The organism is Bradyrhizobium sp. URHC0002 (genome assembly GCF_054059515.1).
Genome location: NZ_JBSSCF010000001.1, coordinates 7544049 through 7563600, shown reverse-complemented (window position 1 = coordinate 7563600; position 19552 = coordinate 7544049). Strand labels below are relative to the sequence as shown.

14 protein-coding genes are annotated in these 19552 nt (G+C 62.1%); 10 read left to right on the top strand and 4 right to left on the bottom strand.

The window, feature by feature from the left end; translation table 11 throughout:
* Positions 1-2: 2 nt before the first annotated feature.
* The 5 genes from ACVWVY_RS36585 (at position 3) to ACVWVY_RS36565 (ending at position 7063) form a co-directional block, all read left to right on the top strand.
* The gene (locus ACVWVY_RS36585) at positions 3-2708 is read left to right on the top strand and encodes a nitrate reductase (RefSeq protein WP_456630952.1); all 2706 of its coding nucleotides are present in this window, start codon (positions 3-5) and stop codon (positions 2706-2708) included.
* 428 nt (positions 2709-3136) lie between these two features.
* Positions 3137-4462, top strand: coding sequence for an adenylate/guanylate cyclase domain-containing protein (locus ACVWVY_RS36580; protein WP_456630951.1), 1326 nt, complete (start codon positions 3137-3139; stop codon positions 4460-4462).
* Positions 4463-4781: 319 nt separating this feature from the next.
* Positions 4782-5411, top strand: coding sequence for a hypothetical protein (locus tag ACVWVY_RS36575; protein WP_456630950.1), 630 nt, complete (start codon positions 4782-4784; stop codon positions 5409-5411).
* Positions 5412-5809: 398 nt separating this feature from the next.
* Positions 5810-6436: a tetratricopeptide repeat protein gene (locus ACVWVY_RS36570; RefSeq protein WP_456630949.1), complete on the top strand. Its 627-nt coding sequence runs from the start codon at positions 5810-5812 to the stop codon at positions 6434-6436.
* Between the two features lie 234 nt (positions 6437-6670).
* Positions 6671-7063, top strand: a complete 393-nt coding sequence (locus tag ACVWVY_RS36565; RefSeq protein ID WP_456630948.1) for a DoxX family protein — start codon at positions 6671-6673, stop codon at positions 7061-7063.
* Positions 7064-9325: 2262 nt separating this feature from the next.
* Here ACVWVY_RS36565 and ACVWVY_RS36560 read toward each other — a convergent pair.
* The 4 genes from ACVWVY_RS36560 to ACVWVY_RS36545 all read right to left on the bottom strand — a co-directional run bounded on the left by ACVWVY_RS36560 (position 9326) and on the right by ACVWVY_RS36545 (position 12353).
* A complete protein-coding gene (locus ACVWVY_RS36560) occupies positions 9326-10138 on the bottom strand; it encodes an aminoglycoside phosphotransferase family protein (protein WP_456630947.1) in 813 nt (270 codons plus the stop codon).
* A gap of 213 nt (positions 10139-10351) precedes the next feature.
* A complete protein-coding gene (locus tag ACVWVY_RS36555) occupies positions 10352-11026 on the bottom strand; it encodes an L-2-amino-thiazoline-4-carboxylic acid hydrolase (RefSeq protein ID WP_456630946.1) in 675 nt (224 codons plus the stop codon).
* Between the two features lie 70 nt (positions 11027-11096).
* Entirely contained in the window at positions 11097-11483 is a 387-nt protein-coding gene (locus tag ACVWVY_RS36550; protein WP_456630945.1) for a RidA family protein, read from the bottom strand.
* A complete protein-coding gene (locus ACVWVY_RS36545) occupies positions 11484-12353 on the bottom strand; it encodes a VOC family protein (RefSeq protein WP_456630944.1) in 870 nt (289 codons plus the stop codon).
* 126 nt (positions 12354-12479) lie between these two features.
* Here ACVWVY_RS36545 and ACVWVY_RS36540 point away from each other — a divergent pair, with 126 nt between their 5' ends.
* From ACVWVY_RS36540 to ACVWVY_RS36520, 5 genes are all read left to right on the top strand, one after another.
* Complete coding sequence (locus ACVWVY_RS36540; protein WP_456630943.1) at positions 12480-13109, top strand: LysR family transcriptional regulator; 630 nt, start codon at positions 12480-12482, stop codon at positions 13107-13109.
* A gap of 7 nt (positions 13110-13116) precedes the next feature.
* The gene (locus tag ACVWVY_RS36535) at positions 13117-13959 is read left to right on the top strand and encodes an aldo/keto reductase (RefSeq protein WP_456630942.1); all 843 of its coding nucleotides are present in this window, start codon (positions 13117-13119) and stop codon (positions 13957-13959) included.
* Between the two features lie 185 nt (positions 13960-14144).
* The gene (locus ACVWVY_RS36530) at positions 14145-15089 is read left to right on the top strand and encodes a DMT family transporter (RefSeq protein ID WP_456632401.1); all 945 of its coding nucleotides are present in this window, start codon (positions 14145-14147) and stop codon (positions 15087-15089) included.
* 869 nt (positions 15090-15958) lie between these two features.
* Positions 15959-18235 carry an autotransporter outer membrane beta-barrel domain-containing protein gene (locus ACVWVY_RS36525; protein ID WP_456632400.1) on the top strand — a complete coding sequence of 759 codons (2277 nt, stop codon included), beginning with the start codon at positions 15959-15961 and terminating at the stop codon, positions 18233-18235.
* Between the two features lie 164 nt (positions 18236-18399).
* Entirely contained in the window at positions 18400-19482 is a 1083-nt protein-coding gene (locus ACVWVY_RS36520; protein ID WP_456630941.1) for a zinc-binding dehydrogenase, read from the top strand.
* The last annotated feature ends 70 nt before the right edge of the window (positions 19483-19552 follow it).

The window sequence follows — 19552 nt, the reverse complement described above, 5'->3', positions numbered from 1 at the left end:
CCATGACTGCCATCGATCCCGACCTGCGCGCCATCAGCACCACCTGCGCCTATTGCGGCGTCGGCTGCGGCATCCTGGCGACGCCGGATGGGCGGGGCGGGGCGGCGATATCGGGCGATCCCGAGCATCCCGCCAATTTCGGCCGGCTGTGCTCGAAGGGATCGGCGCTCGGCGAGACGCTCGGCCTGACCAACCGGTTGCTCCATCCGATGATCCGCTGCGGCAAAGGGACCATGGAGCGGGTGGCCTGGAGCGACGCGCTCGACCATGTCGCGCACCGCTTCCAGCACATCATCGCGCGCGACGGCCCGGGCGCTGTCGCGTTCTATCTCTCCGGCCAGTTGCTGACGGAAGACTATTACGTCGCCAACAAGCTGATGAAGGGTTTTGTCGGCAGCGCCAATGTCGATACCAATTCGCGGCTCTGCATGGCCTCTTCGGTTGCGGGCCACCGCCGCGCCTTCGGCGCCGACACGGTGCCGGGCTGTTATGAAGATCTCGACGAGGCGGACCTTCTGGTGCTGGTCGGCTCCAACGCGGCCTGGTGCCATCCGGTGCTGTATCAGCGCATGCTCGCCAACAAGCAGAAGCGCGGCGCGCGGATGATCGTGATCGATCCGCGCCGGACCGATACCGTCGGCGACGACGATCTGTTCCTGGGGTTGAAGCCGGGCACCGATGCGGCGCTGTTCAGCGGGTTGCTCGTTTACCTCGCCGACAACGATGTGCTCGACCGCGACTACATCGCGCTCCACACCACTGGCTTCGACGACGCCATCGCCCGCGCGCGCAGCATCGCGGGCAGCCTCAGTGCAACCGCACTGGCGACCGGCCTCGCTGAGCAGGACGTCGCGACATTCTTCCAGATGTTTGCGAACACCGAGCGTGTCGTCACGCTGTATTCGCAAGGCGTCAACCAGTCGGCGCAGGGCACCGACAAGGTCAACGCCATTCTTAATTGTCACCTCGCGACCGGGCGGATCGGCAAGCCGGGCGCGTCGCCGTTCTCGCTGACCGGGCAGCCTAACGCGATGGGCGGCCGCGAGGTCGGCGGGCTCGCCAACCAGCTCGCCGCCCATATGGGATTTACGCCGCCCGACATCGATCGCGTGCGCCGGTTCTGGAAGGCGCCGCGCATCGCCACCCATGAGGGCCTGAAGGCGGTCCAGATGTTCGAGGCCATTGCGCGCGGCGAGATCAAGGCGTTGTGGGTGATGGGCACCAATCCGGCGGTGTCGCTGCCGAATGCCGACGGCGTTCGCGAAGCGCTGAAGAAGCTCGAACTGTTTGTGGTTTCCGAGAATGTCATCTCCAACGACACGGTGGATGCGGGCACGCATGTGCTGCTGCCGGCGCAGGCGTGGGGCGAGAAATCCGGCACCGTGACCAATTCGGAACGGTGTATCTCGCGGCAGCGTGCGTTCCTTTCTTCACCGGGTGAAGCCAGGCCCGATTGGTGGATCATGGGCGAGGTTGCCCGGCGCCTCGGCTTCGGCGCGGCCTTCGGCTTCACCTCGGCGGCGGATATTTTTCGCGAGCACGCGGCTCTCTCGGCATTCGAGAACGAGGGCGCGCGCGACTTCGACATCGGCGCGTTGGCCTCGCTGTCGGACAGCGATTTCGACGCGATGGCGCCGGTGCAGTGGCCGGTCCGGCAGGGAAGCGAGCCGCAGGCGCGCTTCTTCGCCGAAGGCAGTTTCTTCGCCAGCGATTTCAAGGCCCGCTTCATTGCGCCGGAAATACCGGCGCTGCGGACCGAGACCACGGCGGCGCGGCCGCTGCGACTGAACACCGGCCGCATCCGCGACCAGTGGCACACCATGACGCGATCAGGAATGAGCCCGCGGCTCGGCCAGCATCTGCCGGAGCCGTTCGTCGAGGTCCATCCCGACGACGCCGCGCGTTACGGCGTCGCCCAGGGCGACTTCGCGCGGATCGCGACCGACTACGGACAATGTACGCTTCGTGTCGTCGTCAGCGAGCGCCAGCAGCGCGGCATGCTGTTCGCGCCGATCCACTGGAGCGAGGCCAACGCGACCGGCGCGCGTGTCGGTTCACTGGTGGCCCCTCACACCGATCCGTTCTCCGGCCAGCCCGAGAACAAGGCGACGCCTGCATCGATCGCGCCTTACGAATACGTGTTCCGGGGCTTTGCGCTGTCGCGCAGGCCGCTCGCGCTGCCTGCGCATGCCTGGGTCGCGCGCGTCGCCATCAGTGGCGGTTACGGCTATCTGTTCGCCGACAACGCCGATCTGGCGGGTTGGCAATCCTGGCTGAAATCGTTCGCAACGCATGACCTCGCCGAATACAAGGATTTCGGCGGCGGCGTCTATCGCGCGGCGTGCTTTAGCGGCGACCGCATCGAAACCTGCCTGTTCGTCGGGCCTGCGCGGGATGCCGGCGACTGGAACGTGGTGAAGGGATTGTTTGCCGCCGATACGCTCGGCACCGACCAGCGCCGCATGCTGCTGTCGGGCAAATCGATGGATGGTCTCGCGAATGCCGGCCCGATCGTCTGCGCCTGCTTCGGTGTCGGCCGCAACACCATCTGCGATACCATCGCGGCCGGCGCGCGTTCGGCCGCCGACATCGGTGCCAGGCTGAAAGCAGGCACCAATTGCGGCTCCTGCATTCCGGAGCTGAAGCGGCTGATCGCGCAGACCGGAACGCTCAATCCCGAGCAGCGCAAGCTCGCGGCGGCGAATTAGAATTGTCCGCCGTCCTTTTTCGGTTGGGCTGCTTGCCGGTCTGATCACGCAGATCGCTTACGTGATCTACATCTGCTTCGCGTCTTCGGTTCCAGCTTTCCTTTGGTTCGGCGTGCGGCGCGCGCTGAAATGGCGGTATCCAATATAGGGTAAAGGCCGCCTCAGTTGGCGGCCTCCTTCGTTGGTGGCACGTCTTCCTTTGGCACGTTTGAGACATGCCAGCTGCCCGCGAGAACGTCGGTTTATGAAGGTAGAGCGAAAGCCATCGGGTCAGGCTCAGAACGACACAATTGCCTTTAAGCAGACTTCGCTTCAGCAATCAGTATATCGGTTTGACAGGCTAAAAAGCAGCTCGGGGCTGTTTTCGCTGTTGACCGCCTCGATCCAAAGGGAAAGACTCGCTTGCGAGTTGGGAAGGATCCTGACCAATGAGCGATTTTGTATTGCCCGTAACGCGGTACGCGGTTAGCGGCGACGTCAATATCGCGTATCAAACAACGGGTGATGGACCCGTCGATATCATCATCGTTCCGGGCGTGGTGTCGCATGTCGAGTTTTTGCATGAGGTCCCGGGATATACAGCCTTTTTGCGCCACCTTTCGACATTTGCCCGCGTCGTCACCTTCGACAAACGAGGCCAGGGATTATCCGACAGAATATCCGGCGCTCCGTCGCTCGAACAGCGAATGGACGACGTTCGTGCCATCATGGACGACATTGGTTCGCATCGCGCTGTACTCATGGGAGTTTCCGAAGGTGCTGCGATGAGCGCACTGTTTGCTGCCACGTATCCGGAGCGCGTATCCCAGCTCATTCTTTATGGCGGCTTTGCGCGCGGTGCGGACCTTTGGGGGTCAGATAGTTCGATGGAAAAAGTGTTGCGGCGTATAAAGCATTGGGGCAACGGCGGCTTGATCAAAGGTGCCATGCCAAGCCGGGCAGAGAACCTGGACGCGGTCAACCAGTTCGCCAAATTTGAACGTCTCTCGGCCAGCCCCGGAGCTTACAAAGCGATCGTGTTGTTGAACTTGCTGATCGATGTCAGGGCGATCCTGCCGACCGTGCGCGTTCCGACACTTGTGCTTCACCGCCGAACCGATGCTCTGGTTTCAGTCGAGTGGGGACGGGATTTGGCAGCGCAAATCCCTGGCGCGAAATTTATTGAGTATCCCGGCAGTGACCACGTCTACTTTTCCGGCGATGTGGAGGCAATGCTTGGTGACATCGAGGAGTTTATCACTGGACATCGTGAGATTTCATCGATCGATCTTGATCGCGTCCTCGCCACGGTACTGTTTACAGATATCGTCGATTCGACGAGCAGCGCCGCCGAGATGGGGGACCAGACATGGCGTCGATTGCTGGATAGTCACGATGAATTGGCGAAGCAGATGGTTGAGAAGCATCGAGGGACTTTGATCAAGACCACCGGCGATGGCATTCTGGCGACGTTCGATGGACCCGGTCGCGCGGTTCGATGCGCTTTGGCATTCGGAGCAGCCGCCAAGCAAATCGGTTTGCCGTTACGGGCGGGTCTGCATACCGGCGAGATTGAGATCAGAGGTCGCGATATCGGCGGTATAGCGGTGCACGCTGCAGCGCGCGTTATGGCCCAATCTCAGTGTAGCGAAGTTCTTGTTTCAAGAGTCGTTACCGATCTTGTAGCCGGCGCAGGCCTGAAGTTCTCCGAACGCGGATCGCATGAACTCAAGGGCCTCCCAGGTCGATGGGATTTATTTGCTGCCAGCGTCTAGATTCTGGAGCACGCCCGTAGCTGGCCGAAACAGACCTGCCGACCGGCGCTGACGATGTCCGTTGCTGGGGTAGACCGAAAGTCGCCGTGGTCCGGTCCAACCGACGCTGATGGGCCCATTTTAGACATCAGCGAGCGTCTCAATTTTGTAGCGACGTGGATTTCGACTGACGCTGACCGACCTCAAACAAGTCGATTCTCTTACCGTGCGAGGATCTCACAAACGCCCTAGGGTTGCTGCGCTCCTGCCTCCCTTCCGTCAAACCAGGATCGCCTCTTCTCTCAAGAGTTTGGAAGAACCGTCGGTGGAGATAAGAATGTTGTACTCGCAAAGCCCTCCACTGACGGCTGAAGAAACTTCGTTCGATGGGCTTGCGCGCGATCCGGACGTCCGATCCGATCAGCGAATGGGCAGGCGGCGCGTGAAGCCGTCGATCGATGCTCCCTATCCCTACCGCTTCGGGGAAGGGCAGCCGGCGGGCGGCCGGCCGTCGATTGGCAGGCGAATGTTACGCACCCTTTTCCGGTTCTCTGTTGCGGTTCTCATCGGTGTCGGCGCCACGCTTGGCTGGCAGTCCTACGGTGATGAAGCAAAGGAGATGCTGGTAGCCCAGGTTCCGACGCTGGGTTGGGTGTTACCCGTTTCGACAACGAAGTCGCCCGTCTTGGCTGCAACTTCCACTGACTCGATGCGGCAGCTTGCGCCCTTGGCATCCACTCTCGATGCCGTGCGGCGCAGCGTAGAACAACTCGCTGCCAAGCAGGATCAGATGGCCCGGAACATTGCGGCACTACGGGCTGCCGAGGAGGACATCAGGCAGAAGACACCGTCAGCGCCTTCGGCCCCGGCCCCAGCCCAGCCGGCCGCCTCGATCCCGCCGCCCAAACCTCCGCAAGCCAAGATAGATTCTCGCCTGCCGCCTCCCGCCGGACCACAGTTCTCGCGCTGACGGCCCGGATTGCCGGCCGCGAAATTGATCAACGCCGTTCCTTTTGCGATCCGGTCAACTTATGGCGACCGGACCCTCCCGCCTCAATTCACTTCGAGCTTCATGTTGAGGGGTTATGACCTCACTCACGCAACATCGGTGGCGCTGGTGTTGGGGCACGTTTGAGACGTGCCCACCGGTTCTGAAGATGTCCGTTAATCGGGGCAGACCGGAAGTGATCAATACACCGTCAAAGCGACGCGAATGACCCGTTGCAGACATCGACCTGCAAAAGACAACATTGCTGTCACACCAAATTTCGCGTTTTCTGAACACCTTTCCGGGAATGTTTGAAGCAAACCGGAGTTAACAGGTTCGGTTGGATGGGGGCTCGAAGGCGTAGCATGCAGGAGGTTCCTATGATCAACTGGATGATTAGAATTGTGACGTTGGCGACGTGTTCGATTGCGCTGATCGCTGCGTTCTCGTTCACTCCGGTTGTTGCAGCCGGAGGCGGTGGTGGTGGAGGAGGAGGTGGCGGTGGTGATACAACCTATGGCGGGATGGACCAACGCTCCGCTTATCCGCCCCCGTCTTACCCGCGGCGGTCGGGTACCAAGGCCACTCACGTCCCCAAGGCCAAAAAAGCCAAGCAGTCTCTTTTCGACGACCCCACTTTTGCCAAGGGTTACCGCGAAGCTTATGCGACCATCTATGACCGCAATGAATATGCCGCGGCCATCGAGCAGCTAAGAGCGCTCGGCCATGACGATCATCCGAACGTGGCCAATCTGATCGGTTATTCCTATCGCAAACTCGGCGACTACAAGCTCTCGCAAGTCTGGTATGAGCGGGCGCTGAAAACCGATCCGAACCATGTGCTGACCTGGCAGTACTACGGTCTGTGGCAGATCGAGCAGGGCAACCGCGAGCAGGCGCAATATCATTTGAGCCGGATCGCTGCGATCTGCGGAACCGACTGCGCGGAGTATCGGTCTTTGGCGGAGGCGCTGGAAAAACCGCCTGGCACAGGTCTCGTCTATTGAGTATCGCCATTCAGCGAGCGTGTCGGCCGCGCTAGGAGCCATGCCTGAGTTTGGCACTTTCGGATATTCGGACCGTTCTTGAATATGTCCGTTACTGATAGCAAAGCGAAAGTGCAAAGACTTCGGGTCGAAGCCTGTTGCTGATCCAAGTGGTCATTGGACAGCACCTTTACCCCGTGCTGGCTTGAGCCAATACGATGCCCGTTCCGGACGAGAAGTTGGGAGCGACGAGCCATGCACGCCATGAAAGCCTATTTGCCTCCACTTGCGCGCTTGCTGATGTCTGGCCTATTTATCTGGGACGGCTTCCTCCAGCTGCGCGACCCGAGCGGGACGGCAAAGTATTTTGCGAACGTCCACATACCAATTCCCGATGTCGCAGTTTGGATTTCTATCGTTATCCATCTTCTCGCTGGATTGGGCGTCCTAGTAGGTTTCAAAATTCGGTGGGCGGCTGCAGCGCTCGTCGTTTTTTGCCTAGGCACCGGCTTTGGCGTCCATCTGGTGGCCGGGGACTTCAACAACATGATCCATTTCTATAAGAACTTAGTGATGGCAGGCGGCTTCCTTTACGTGATGGCATACGGCGCGGGTGCCATTAGCATCGATGGTGTGGAGGACGCGTAGTTTGCCTTTACTTCAAACTAACATTTGATGTCGGCTGTTGGCACTTTTGAGACGTGCCCACCTATCCTGACAATGTCCGTTCAAGGGGGTAGACCGGAAGTCGCCGTGGTCCGGCCAACCCGACGCGAATGACCCAAAGCGGACGAAATAAAAAAACACAGGAAAACAGTTGTTGCCCTTTGGTCCAATTTACCCCCACTGGCCCGCTGTCAATAGTCGGTCGTTCAATCTCTGATATCATATGGAGGCGTGCAAATGAGTAAGCTCGTTTCGATAGGATTGATCGCCGCGGCCATGTTCGCTAGTCCGGCCATGGCGGCGTGGTACGACAAGAACGGCGCAGCGATCCATCCCTCCCGCGTCGTTCACTGCATCCGGGCTCCAGACACTGGCCAGTTTGCTGGAGGTCCGTGGAATCAACCTCCCTGCGAACCGGCAACCCGGGGCTCAGGCACCAGGGCGGCGTGGCGCGACAGTAACGGCGCAGCGATCCATCCCTCCCGCGTCGTTCACTGCATCCGGGCTCCAGACACTGGCCAGTTTGCCGGAGGTCCGTGGAATAAACCTCCCTGCGAACCGGCAACCTGGCGCTAACGCGCCACGTAAACACTAAAAGCGCGCATGGGCGGGCGAAAAGCCCGCTCTGCCCGCCGCTGCCTTCCTTGACCTCTACACCGGCCCGCGCGAAGGGTTCACGAAGCCCGTCGCGTTTTGGGGCGCGGTTGCGAAATACATCTTCCAATTCTTGTGGCGCACCGCCGATGGATGGGAGCTGGAATGGTAGAAGAAGTAGTCGCGCACGGACTTCTCGGTCTTAATGCGCTTCCCGTGCAGTCGTTTCCAGCGACGGCCAACCTCACCCATGCGTTTGGGTGGTGAAAGTATGGAGATGCTCATGACCATGAACAACCGACGACCATGAAGAACCGAACTGGCTGCATGATCATCGCCCTCCTGCTATGCGGGACGGCACCGGCGCTGGCCCAGACCACGCCTTCGACGCCGCAGCAAGAGCCGCTGAAGACAAATCGTGGCTCTGTTACCTTGGCACGCGCTCAGACCGCCAAACAGCAATGCATAAACACCTGCCGTGCACGCTATCGCGACTGTCGTCGCCTGAACCAGTTGCCATCGTTCGAGTGTCGGGGGGTTTACCAGGACTGCACTCGATACGCTTGTACTGGTTTAGGACCAGGATGACCGACGTGCTTTTTTCGCCGTAAGCGGCAACGTCAGCCCGACCTCTCCATACCTGCGCCGCCGAGAATGGGTCGCCGTATCGGCCAGGGGCGATGTCGCTAATTGGCACTTTTGAGACATGTCCGCCCATCCTGAGGATGTCTGTTCACCGGGTTAGAGCGGAAGTCGCGGTGGTCAGGTCAAAGCGACACGAATGACCCCTTGAGACGTGTCGACGGGCGCCGATGATACTTGCTAATTGGGATGGACCGGACTTCACCATCAGGTAGTCCCGACGCGATCGACCCGGAAGGCGGGCAGCTTGTTCGGTCCGGCGAGTTGGTCCTAACCATTGATAGGCCGTTGCATAGCGTCGGTTGGCGACACGAGTTAGCTCGTTGGAGGTATATTAAACGCCGACCCAAGCATCGTATGCTCGAAAGGAAGCTCTTGCGGAAAGTGGAACGGCAATCCACTGGTTTAAGATCGTTGGGCTGGCGGAAGTACCCAGCTTTGGCGATCCGAGAGAAGCCCCGGCGCGTCGCAGCGTCGGGGCTTTTCTACTCAAACCGTGGGAGGTGAGATTACCAAGACTTACCCAACCTGTGACGCTACCGCAGACTGCCACGGACCATATGCCCGACGTGGCGACTTCGTGCATCATCGTAGCCAGCGCGTAGACAACAAAAGAAATAGCGCCCGATTCCCCCGATACTTGGCCGCTGGTCGGGTGCTCTCAAACCCACCGATAATCGTGCCCCCGTAGCGGTCACAGACCCGCCACTCCCACTTGGTTGAGCTTCGCTTGGTAACCAACACTTCCAACACGGCCGCACCCCCGCCATCCCCAATTGCGTACATCAAGATACCAATGGGCTTTGAAGGTGTCGGTTCGCTTTTGGACTCTCAGATGCAGTCTGATGAAAGCGAATGTTTGAAACAGTGTTTGAAAATGACTTTTAGCGGAAGTCCACTAGTTACCGTCCCGCGTGATCAGTCCACCGTCAAAGCAACGCGAATGACCCAACGCGGAAACGGACGATGGCCCCGCACCGTCGATGCCTCCGCTTGGCGCGCTGCGCTTCAATCCTCCGGACGCAGGGCTGCTTCGATGCGCTGGATCAGTAGCTCCCGCAGGGCAGGCAGCGCGTCCGCGAGGAGGACGATGACGCGAATGATCGGCAAATAGGGCTCCGTCGCCGCCGTCAGCGCCGCCTGGGACATGCCGACCAGCCGGGCGTACTCGGACTGCGCGGCGGCATTGACGGCGCGCGGCCGCTGCGGATTATCGACGACTTCCGGAGCGTTCTCGGATAGCAGGACGTGGCAGCTCGCAAGATCGAGGGCGGCTGGTGCGCGGACCGCGCCGCCCCAGTCGACGAATCTCGGACCATCCGCCGTCATGATCACGTTGCCGGGGTGGAGGTCGGTATGGCACAGCCCGTCGCCAGGCTGCAGGCGCTCGAGTAAAGCGAGGATGCCGGTAGCAATGTGTTTTGGTACTGCGGCGCCGGAGCTCCGCAACCAGCTGTCCATCTTGTCGCGCACAAAGGGTATTTCCGGCGGCGGGGGCGTCTTGTGAACGGACAGGCAGAGGGAGGCGAGGATCGCGCCCGCTTGCTCGAAGGTGATGGCGCCGCTGCGCGTGAGTTGCAGCAGGGTTGGACCGTCGAAGCGACGGAGCACGATGCCGAAGCGCCCCTCCAGCTCCACCTCGCCGAACACCTCCGGCGCCGGGCCGCCGGCGGCGAAGATGGCGCGGGTCATCCGCGCCTCCCGCCGGCTTGCCCACCGCGGCACGCCGGCCTTTGACAGCTTCACGACCTGACCGGGCGCCCAGGCGTGGACGTCCGCGAAAACGCCTTCGCCGATCTTCTCCCCCAGGGATCCCCGCATCGCCTGTCCTCCCGACGCGGGGAGCAAACACCGGCGGCGCGCAAAAAGGAACCCCCTCCGGTCGTGGCCGCCGCAGGGTTGTGGCACCGCACAGTATCCGCTTTGGCACGAAACAGACCTGCCGACCGGCGCTGACGATGTCCGTTGCCGGGGAAGGTCGCCGTGGTCCGGTCAAACCGACGCTGACCACCGGGCGCGGACGCCTTGCATGTCCTACTTTGTTTCGAGGCGGGAGAAGCGAAAATTGCAGTGGCTGGCGCCGCCAGCCAGCGTTTGGGTTCGTTCCAAGCGAATGCCACGCGTAGCGTAGGCCTCGAAATCAAGTCCGCAAATGTGTGGGAGGATTTCCTTATCTCCGTGACGCGCGGCGAATTTGCAGAAGCCACAAGCCTTGTAATCGATACCGAATTCAAAGCTGTCGCCCGGCCCTGGCTCGACGAAATCGTAGACAAAATCCTCCGGATATTCGTTCGCCAGGCTTTTCGCGGCCTGCTCGCGGAGCAGGGATTGGTTCTCCCGAGACATGAACTGACGCCCCGAAGCGAGCCGTTCGGCCTCCGGCACGGTCAGCAATTGAGCCTTGTAACTTTCCCGCTCGATATCGCCAATGATCGGGAGCGCAACGCCATGCCGCCGGAGCACGCGCCCGATCGCCATGAAGCCCATCAAGCGCATGAAGAAGTCGCTCATGCGGCTCGCCGCACCGCCGACATAAGGCATCTGGCTGAGTACGACTTCGAACTCATCCATCACATCTTGTCTGACTTTGTCCAAATCAGCGAGATACGCGCGTTCGCGCAACATCGTCTCGGCAAGATCGAGGCGCTGGCGCATGGCGGCTTCCATTGCGCCGCGATGCGCCAGATAAAATGGATGAATTTCGCCCATGCGATGTCCTCCGCAGGATCAGCCTATTGCAGACCGGACCGGCAATCTACCGCCGACCGTTTGCAGCGTTTCATTCCGCAGCGATCGCCTCGATCTCCAGCAACCATTTGCCGTCGACGGTTTCAGCGATCATCACCGTGGACGCAGGTTCGTTTCCCCCGAGCATCTTGCGGCGAATGGCGCGGTTGGCCACGACCTGGCTTCGGTCGGTCAGGAAAGTATTGATCTTGACCAGATGCTCGACGCCGAGGCCGGCGGCGGCGAGCACCTCGATGACGTTGCGCCAGGCTTGCTCGCATTGCGCCTCAAAACCTTCGGGCACGCTGCCATCAGATTTTTCCGGCACCTGGCCGCTGACGAACAGCAGCCGGCGATGCTGAGAAAGTTCCAGCCCCATGCTGTAGCCGCTGGAAGGCGCGTGGACGCTTGCGGGATTATGACTGACGATTTGAGCCATTCAGATTGTCTCCTGTTCGACGAATTCCAGCGCCAGACCATGCGACGCCGCGGGCGGAACGAGCAGCACGGCGCCGGCAACCTCGAAGTCGACGCCGTTGTTCTTCAATGTCCGCTTGGTCGCATCCAGATCGGCGACCGCCAGACGCGCGGCGCAAAACCGCGGCGAAGGTGCGACGGCTAAGCCCGGCAGCCGGCGCGCCATCTCGGCCGGGCCGAGCACGGTGATCCAATCGCCGCGCGCGCCGACCGTCAGTCGCCCGGGCACAAGCTCGGCCGCGCTTTCCGTGATGCGTTCGAGGAAACCGCGATGCTCCACCGGCTCCGGTGCCGACATCACGACCTCGATCACGCGCAAGGCGCCGTTGGGGTGATGCTGATACTCTGGCTTCCAGAACAATTCCGGCGGGTGACGCTGCTGGCAGGTGAAGAACGCGATCCCGGGCATGGCGGAATCGGTAGCGAAGGCCAGTGAAAACTCAACACGCGCCGTGCCGCCACCCGGAAGCACCGCATCACGGCCAAAATCAAACGGCGCATAGGCGCCGATGTGATTGGCGTTGAAGCGCGCCGCATCGGCATGGGCGTCGGCGCTGTGCATCGCCAGCATCGACATTCCTTCCCCGGCGGCGAGAAAATCCTGGTTGTGGGCGGCGAAGCTGAATCTATCAGGTGCAGCCGGCGGCACCGATGCAGCATCGGTGACGGCCAGCAGCTCGAGAAAATTGTTGGCGAACATCGCCAGGCGGTTGCTGGTTCCGAACGGATGCACGCCGGTCGGCGTGAGGCTGAAACCAAGCGTTTGCCAGTCCAGCGCAGCCTGCGCCAGATCGTGAACACAGACGACGAGATGGTCTAAACGGCGGGGCATGGGAACTCCGGATTGCGGTCCGACCGTAACCGGCGGCAGCCCCACGGGGCAAAGCATTGTTGCTGCGGTCCAGCGCAAGAAAATCTATTGCAAGGCCAGCGCCTATCAGTGACAAACTGGACGGCGATGACCTACATCCTTCCACCGCTCAATGCGCTCCGCGCGTTCGAAGCCGCAGCCCGGCATCTCAGTTTCAAGCTCGCCGCGCATGAGCTGCATGTGACGCCTGCCGCCGTGGGGCAGCAGGTGAAGGCGCTGGAAGCGCGCCTTGGCGTTCGCCTGTTCGAGCGGCTGCACAAGCAACTCGTTCTGACCGAGGCCGGCCAGGCCTATTTGCCCGAGATTTCCGGCGGCTTTCGCCGCATCGCCAATGCGACCGAAAAATTGAAGCCGGTGGGCGCGGTGCTGCTGCAGCTCGGCGTGCACGGCAGCTTCGATCTGCGCCGTCTGGAGCTGGCGGAGTTTCGCGCAAGCCACGCGGAAATCGGCTTGCGGGTGCTGCAGCCCGCAGGCCTCCACGAGTTGATCGAGGGCAAGGTCGATGTGCTGATCGCCCGCGGTCTCGGCCACCATCCGGGCTACCGCTGCGATCGCGTGACGGAGGGATCCGGGCTCGGCGACTGGCTGATTGCGCCTGCCGGCACCGCGGATTGTCCCGAGATATCGAGCTTCCGCGATTGGCTGCGCGGTCTGCCGGCGGAGAACTCGCTCGCACTGCATCGCAGTCGTCGTTTGGTCGGCATCGTCAGAAGTTGAGGTGATCGTGAAGCAGAAAAAATTCGGCAGCAATAATCCCGACGTCTCCGTGATCGGGCAGGGCACCTGGTATCTCGACCGCGGCGACCGCAAGGCCGCCGTCGCCGCACTGCACCGGGGCATCGAAGCCGGCATGACCCATATCGACACCGCCGAGATGTATGGCGACGCCGAGCTCGTGATCGCGGACGCCATCACTGGCCTGCCGCGTGAAAAACTCTTCATCGTCTCAAAAGTGCTGCCGAGCAACGCCTCGCGGCGCGGCACCATCACCGCCTGCGAGCGTTCGCTGAAACGCCTGAAGACCGATCATCTCGATTGCTATCTGCTGCACTGGCGCGGCTCCTATCCGTTCGAGGAGACGGTGGCGGCGTTCGACGAATTGGTTCGCGCGGGGAAAATCCGCTCATGGGGCGTCAGCAATTTCGATGCAGACGATCTCGACGAATTGCTCGATGTCGCGGGCGAGGGCAAGATCGCCTGCAATCAGGTGCTGTACCATCTGCAGGAGCGGGCGATCGAACACGCTGTCATCCCGTGGTGCGAGAAGCACGGCACCGCCGTCGTCGCCTATTCGCCATTCGGCCATAATGATTTCCCGTCCGCACGCAGCAAGGGCGGCGAGGTGCTGCAGGCCATCGCCGACGCGCACAAGGCGACCGCGCGCCAGGTCGCGCTGGCGTTTCTCACGCGCGCGCCATCGGTGCTCGCGATTCCAAAGGCGTCGAGCGCAGAGCACGCCGCGGACAATGCGGCTGCTGGCGATCTGATGCTGAGCGATGCCGAGATCGCCGCGCTCGACAACGCCTTTCCACGCGGGCTGAAGCCGCGCGGCCTGCCGATGCTCTGACGGAACACCGTCCTTAACAAAGTCTTGCAATTGTCCCCTCAGCGCATATCCGCATCCTGTTTTCGGACCTAGTCGCATCGGGCGAATTGGTGTTTTTTACAACCTCACCCGATTCGAAATTTACTGCCTTCGAGATTGCCGTGACACCGCCCCCCGCCGCAGCCGCGAGGCTGGACAGCGCTCCAATACCTTTGCCCGAGAAGCAGTCCGTCGTTCGCAAGGCACCCGCGCGCGCCGATCGGCCGTTCAAGGGCATCGCGCTGGTGCTGGCCTCGACGATCTTTCTCGGCGCCTCCGACGTAACGGCGAAATATCTCTCGGCGACGCTGCCCTCGATCGAGATTACCTGGATCCGCTTCCTGGTGTTCGCGCTGATCATGACGCCGGCGATGATGCCGGGTTCTCCGCTCTTTGCGATGCAGACCAACCGGCTCGGCCTGCATCTGCTGCGCGGCTTGACGATCCTGGGCTCGTCGCTGTTCTTCATTTCCGGCCTGCGATTCCTTCCCATTGCGGAAGCTTCCGCCACCGGCTTCGTCGCGCCGCTGTTCGTCACGGCGCTGTCGATCATCTTCCTCAGCGAGAAGGTTGGCCTCCGCCGCTGGATCGCGACCGGGGTCGGGTTGATCGGCGTGCTGATCATCCTGCGGCCGGGCACCGGCGCGTTTCACCCCGCAGCATTCTTTCCGCTGGTTTCGGCGCTGGCCTGGGCCTGCACGCTGATCATCACGCGGATGATGAGCGGCACCGAGCGCGCCATCACCGTGATGGCCTATTCGTCGATCGTGGGCGTCTGCATTCTCTCCGCGCTGGTGCCGTTCGTCTGGGTGACGCCGACCTGGCACGACATCGCCTTCGGCATTTTCATCGGCGTCGCCTCGACCGCGGGCCAGTGGATCGTGGTGCTGGCGTTCCGCTATGCCGACGCCTCCGTGCTGGCGCCGTTTTCCTACACGCAATTGCTGTGGGTGAGCGTGCTCGGCTTCTTGATCTTCGGCGAAGTCCCTGACGCCTACACCATCACCGGCGCCGCCTTCATCGTCGCCAGCGGGCTTTACACCGCCCATCGCGAACGGGTCCGGCGCTCGCAGCTTCTTTCTGTCCCGGGCGAGCCGTCGCCGAACGCCTGATTCTGCCCTTCGGTTGTATTGTGCGCCGAATGACAATCCGCTTGTCAAAAACGTGGCGTGAGCGCCACAGTTGCGGCGGAAAACGCCCGTTCTTGTTGCCAAATCTATAGATTTTCGTGGCAACCGTAATCCTACGGTGGAACCCGTGCTACCTTAGGTTCGGACGGCGCCCGAGAGCGCCGCGGGGTAATGGGGTCCAGGCGTTGCATAATCAATTGCTACGGTCGGCGCGGAGCCGGCGCTGCGGACGTTTGGCAGCGCAGGCGGTCGCCTTGTCGGCGTTTTTCATTGGCCTGTGTCTGTCGGCCGCGCCCGCGAACGCGGCGTGCGCGCCCGATCCGGCATCGAGTGGCCAAACCGTCACCTGCAGCGGCAACACCCCGGCCGGCTTTCAGGCGGGCGGCGGCGTCGACAATCTCACCGTCAACGTGCTTTCTGGAGCGACCGTCAGCGACGGCGGCGGCGGCGTGATCATCAGCGTCAACGACTTCAACACGGTTACCAACAGCGGCACGCTCACTGCCGGGCCAAATACCACCGGCATCTTCGCCGGCGTGAACAACACGATTGTCAACGCCGCCTCCGGCGTCATTGCCATCGGCGACGATGGCGTGGGAATCTTCGCCGCGGGCAACAACACCGTGATCAACGCCGGCCAGATCACGATCGGCGACACGGTCGGGGCGCTGGCCGCCATTATTGCCATCAATAACGACAACACCATCAGCAACCTCGCCGGCGCGACCATCACCGTCGGCCAAAACGCCGCCGGCATTTTCGCGCAGGGCAATCGCGCGATCGTCAACAACGCCGGCACCGTCAACGTGGGCGATTCCGGCATCGGCATCGCCGTGTTCGGTGACGACGCCATGGTCACCAGCATCGGCAGGATGAACGTCGCGGACAACGGCGGCGGCATTTCGGTGCAGGGCGACAACGCGACGATCATCCACGGCGGCACCATCAATGGCGGTGCCGCGACCGGCGGCATCGTGTACATCGGCTTGTCCAGCACGATCACCAACAGCGGCAATATCCTTCTCGGCGCCAACGCCTCCGGCATCGTGGTAGCAGGCAATTCCAATACCATCATCAACAGCGGCACCATCACCGTCGGGGATGGCGTTGCCTTCGGTATCGACGTCAGCAGTTTCGGCGGCAGCAATTCCGTCATCAACACCGGGACGATCAACGTCGGCGCGGGCGCGACGGGGATTCTCGTCAGCGGCGGCGGAACGGTCTTCAATTCGGGAACCATTAACGCCGCGACCGGTTTTGCTGCGATCGAATTCTGCGGCGTCTGTTCCGGTAACGTACTGACCCTCGGCCCAGGCAGCGTCATCAATGGCTTCGTGATCGGCACCGGCACCGACACGTTCCAGCTCGGCGGCACCGGCAAGGATACGTTCAACCTCAGCCTGATCGGCGCCGGCCAGCAATATGACGGCTTCTCGACCTTCAACAAGGTCGACAGCTCGAACTGGACCGTCACCGGCACCGGCGCGCAGGACTGGAACGTGCTTGGCGGTACGCTCTCGGTCAACGGCGTCATCAACGGACTCGTTACCGTCAATGCCGGCGGCACGCTCGGCGGCACCGGCACGATCGACAATGTCGTCGTCAATGGCGGCACACTTGCGCCGGGCAATTCGATCGGCACTCTCAACGTCGCAAACAGCCTGACGTTCTCGGCAGCTTCGAGCTACATGGTCGAGATCTCGGGCACGAACAGCGATCTGACGCGAGTCGTGGGCGCAGTGACCCTCGGCGGCGCCACGGTCGTGGTCGTTCCGACCGGCGCGGTGACCAAGCAGTACACGATCCTTACCGCCGTCAGCGGCCTGGCAGACACATTCAACCCGGTCGTTACTGGCGTTTCGTCCAACCTGAACCCGACCCTCAGCTACGACGCCAACAACGTCTATCTGAACTTCGCGCTGAATTACGGCGGCGGCCTCAATGTCAACCAGCAGAACGTCGCCAACGCGCTGACCAATTTCTTCAATACCACCGGCGGCATTCCGGTCGGCTTCGCCTCGCTCTCGCCGGCGGGCCTCACGCAAGTCTCCGGCGAACTGGCGACCGGATCGCAGCAGGGCACCTTCGACGCCATGAACCTGTTCCTGTCGCTGATCTCCGATCCGTTCGTGGCCGGCCGCAATGGCGGCTTCGGTGGCAATGCAGGCGCGATCCCGTTCGCCGAAGAGAGCGCGCTTGGCTATGCTGCAAAGAAACCCCGCGCCGCGCGCGACGCCTTTGCCAAATTCCCAACCAAAGCGGATATCGCACGCAACGATCTGTTCGATCAGCGCTGGAGCGTCTGGGGTTCCGCCTTCGGCGGCGGCAGCAACACGAGTGGCAATGCTGCGCTTGGATCGAACGACGCGACCGCGCGCGCGTTCGGGTTTGCGGTTGGCGCCGACTATCGCCTCTCGCGCGACACGCTCGCAGGTTTTGCGCTCGCCGGCGGCGGCACCAATTTCAGCGTCTCGGGTTTCGGCTCCGGGCGCTCGGACCTGTTCCAGGCCGGCGCCTTCATTCGCCACAACATGGGCAACGCTTATATCACGGCCGCCGCGGCCTATGGCTGGCAGGACGTGACGACCGAGCGCACGGTTACCGTGGCGGGTTTCGAGCGCCTGCGCGCCCAGTTCAACGCGAACGCTTATTCAGGCCGCGTTGAGGGCGGCTACCGCTATGTGACGCCATGGATGGGCATCACGCCCTATGCCGCCGGCCAGTTCACCACCTACAGCCTGCCGGCCTATGCCGAGCAGGTGCTGGCGGGCGCCGGCACGTTCGCGCTGAACTATGCGGCCAAGGATGTCACGGCCTCGCGCACCGAACTCGGCGTTCGCACCGACAGGTCGTTTGCGATGTCGAACGGCATCCTGACCCTGCGTGGCCGCGCCGCCTGGGCGCATGATTTCAACACCGACCGCAACGTCACGGCCTTGTTCCAGACGCTGCCGGGCGCGGCCTTCGTCGTCAACGGCGCAGCGCAGGCGCACGAATCGGCGCTCGTCACCGGCGCGGCCGAGATGAAATGGCTGAACGGCTGGTCGGCCGCGACCATTTTCGAAGGCCAGTTCTCCAACGTCACCAATTCCTACGCGGGCAAGGGTGTTGTGCGCTACGCGTGGTGATCCTGCCATAGCGTTTTCGAGCGAAAGCCTGCCCCGCACTTGATGCGGGGTGGCCACCGGTTCGCGTTAAGAAAACGCGTCAAGAAAAATCCTGCGCAGCGGTTCTGATTTCAATCAGAACCGATAGTGGTTAAGGTGAAAGAAAATCACCGGGAGGATCTTTCGTGCGCGCAGCCATTTTCCGCAACGGGGAAATTGTCGTCGACGAGATGCCGGAACCCAAGCCGGGCCCGGGCATGGTGCTGGTCAAGTCGCTGGCATGCGGCATCTGCGGCTCCGACCTGCACGCGCGCAAGCACGCGCACCGCATGGTGGAACTGGCAAAACACTTTCCCGGTCGCAAGCCGATGGACCTCTCGCGCGACGTCGTATTCGGCCATGAGTTCTGCTGCGAGGTGCTCGACTATGGTCCGGGCACGACGCAGAAGTTCAAGCCCGGCACGAAAGTCTGTTCGCTGCCGGCGCTTTTGACCGCGGAAGGCCCGCAGGGCATCGGCTACTCCAACGACAATGTCGGCGCCTATGCCGAGCGCATGCTGCTCAGCGAAACCCTGCTGCTCGAAGTCCCGAACGGTCTTGCCGCCGAGCACGCCGCGCTGACCGAACCGCTCGCGGTCGGCGTGCACGCGGTAGAAAAGGCCAACATCAGGGGTGGCGAGGTGCCGCTGGTGATCGGCTGCGGCCCGGTCGGCCTCGCGGTCATCGCGGCGTTGAAGATCAGGGGGATGCACCCGATCGTCGCTGCCGATTATTCGCCGGCACGCCGCGCGCTCGCCGAAAAGCTCGGCGCCGACATGGTGGTGGACCCTGCGCGCACGCAGCCCTATGCCACTTGGGCCGAGCATGCCCAGATGTCGGCGGAGGAAAAGGCCGCGCGCCCGCCGCTGCAGGCGCTGTTGCCGGCACTAAAACCCGCGCTGATCTTCGAATGCGTCGGCGTGCCCGGCCTGATCCAGCAGGTGTTCGAGGGCGCGCCGCGCGATGCGCGCATTGTCGTCGTCGGCGTCTGCATGGAAACCGACCGCGCCGAGCCGATGCTCGGCATCCTCAAGGAGCTCAACGTTCAGTACGTGCTGGGCTACACGCCGGAGGAATTCGCGTACTCGCTGCGCCTGATCGCGGAAGGGCAGGTCGATGCCGCCTCGATGGTGACCGCCAGCGTGGGCATCGATGGCGTTGCGAAGGCGTTCGCCGATCTCGCCAATCCGGAAGTACACACCAAGATCATCGTCGAGCCGTGGCGGTGATGATCGTCGGAGCCACATGGCAACCTTAAAACCCTCATGGTGAGGAGGCGTGGCGCCGTCTCGAACCATG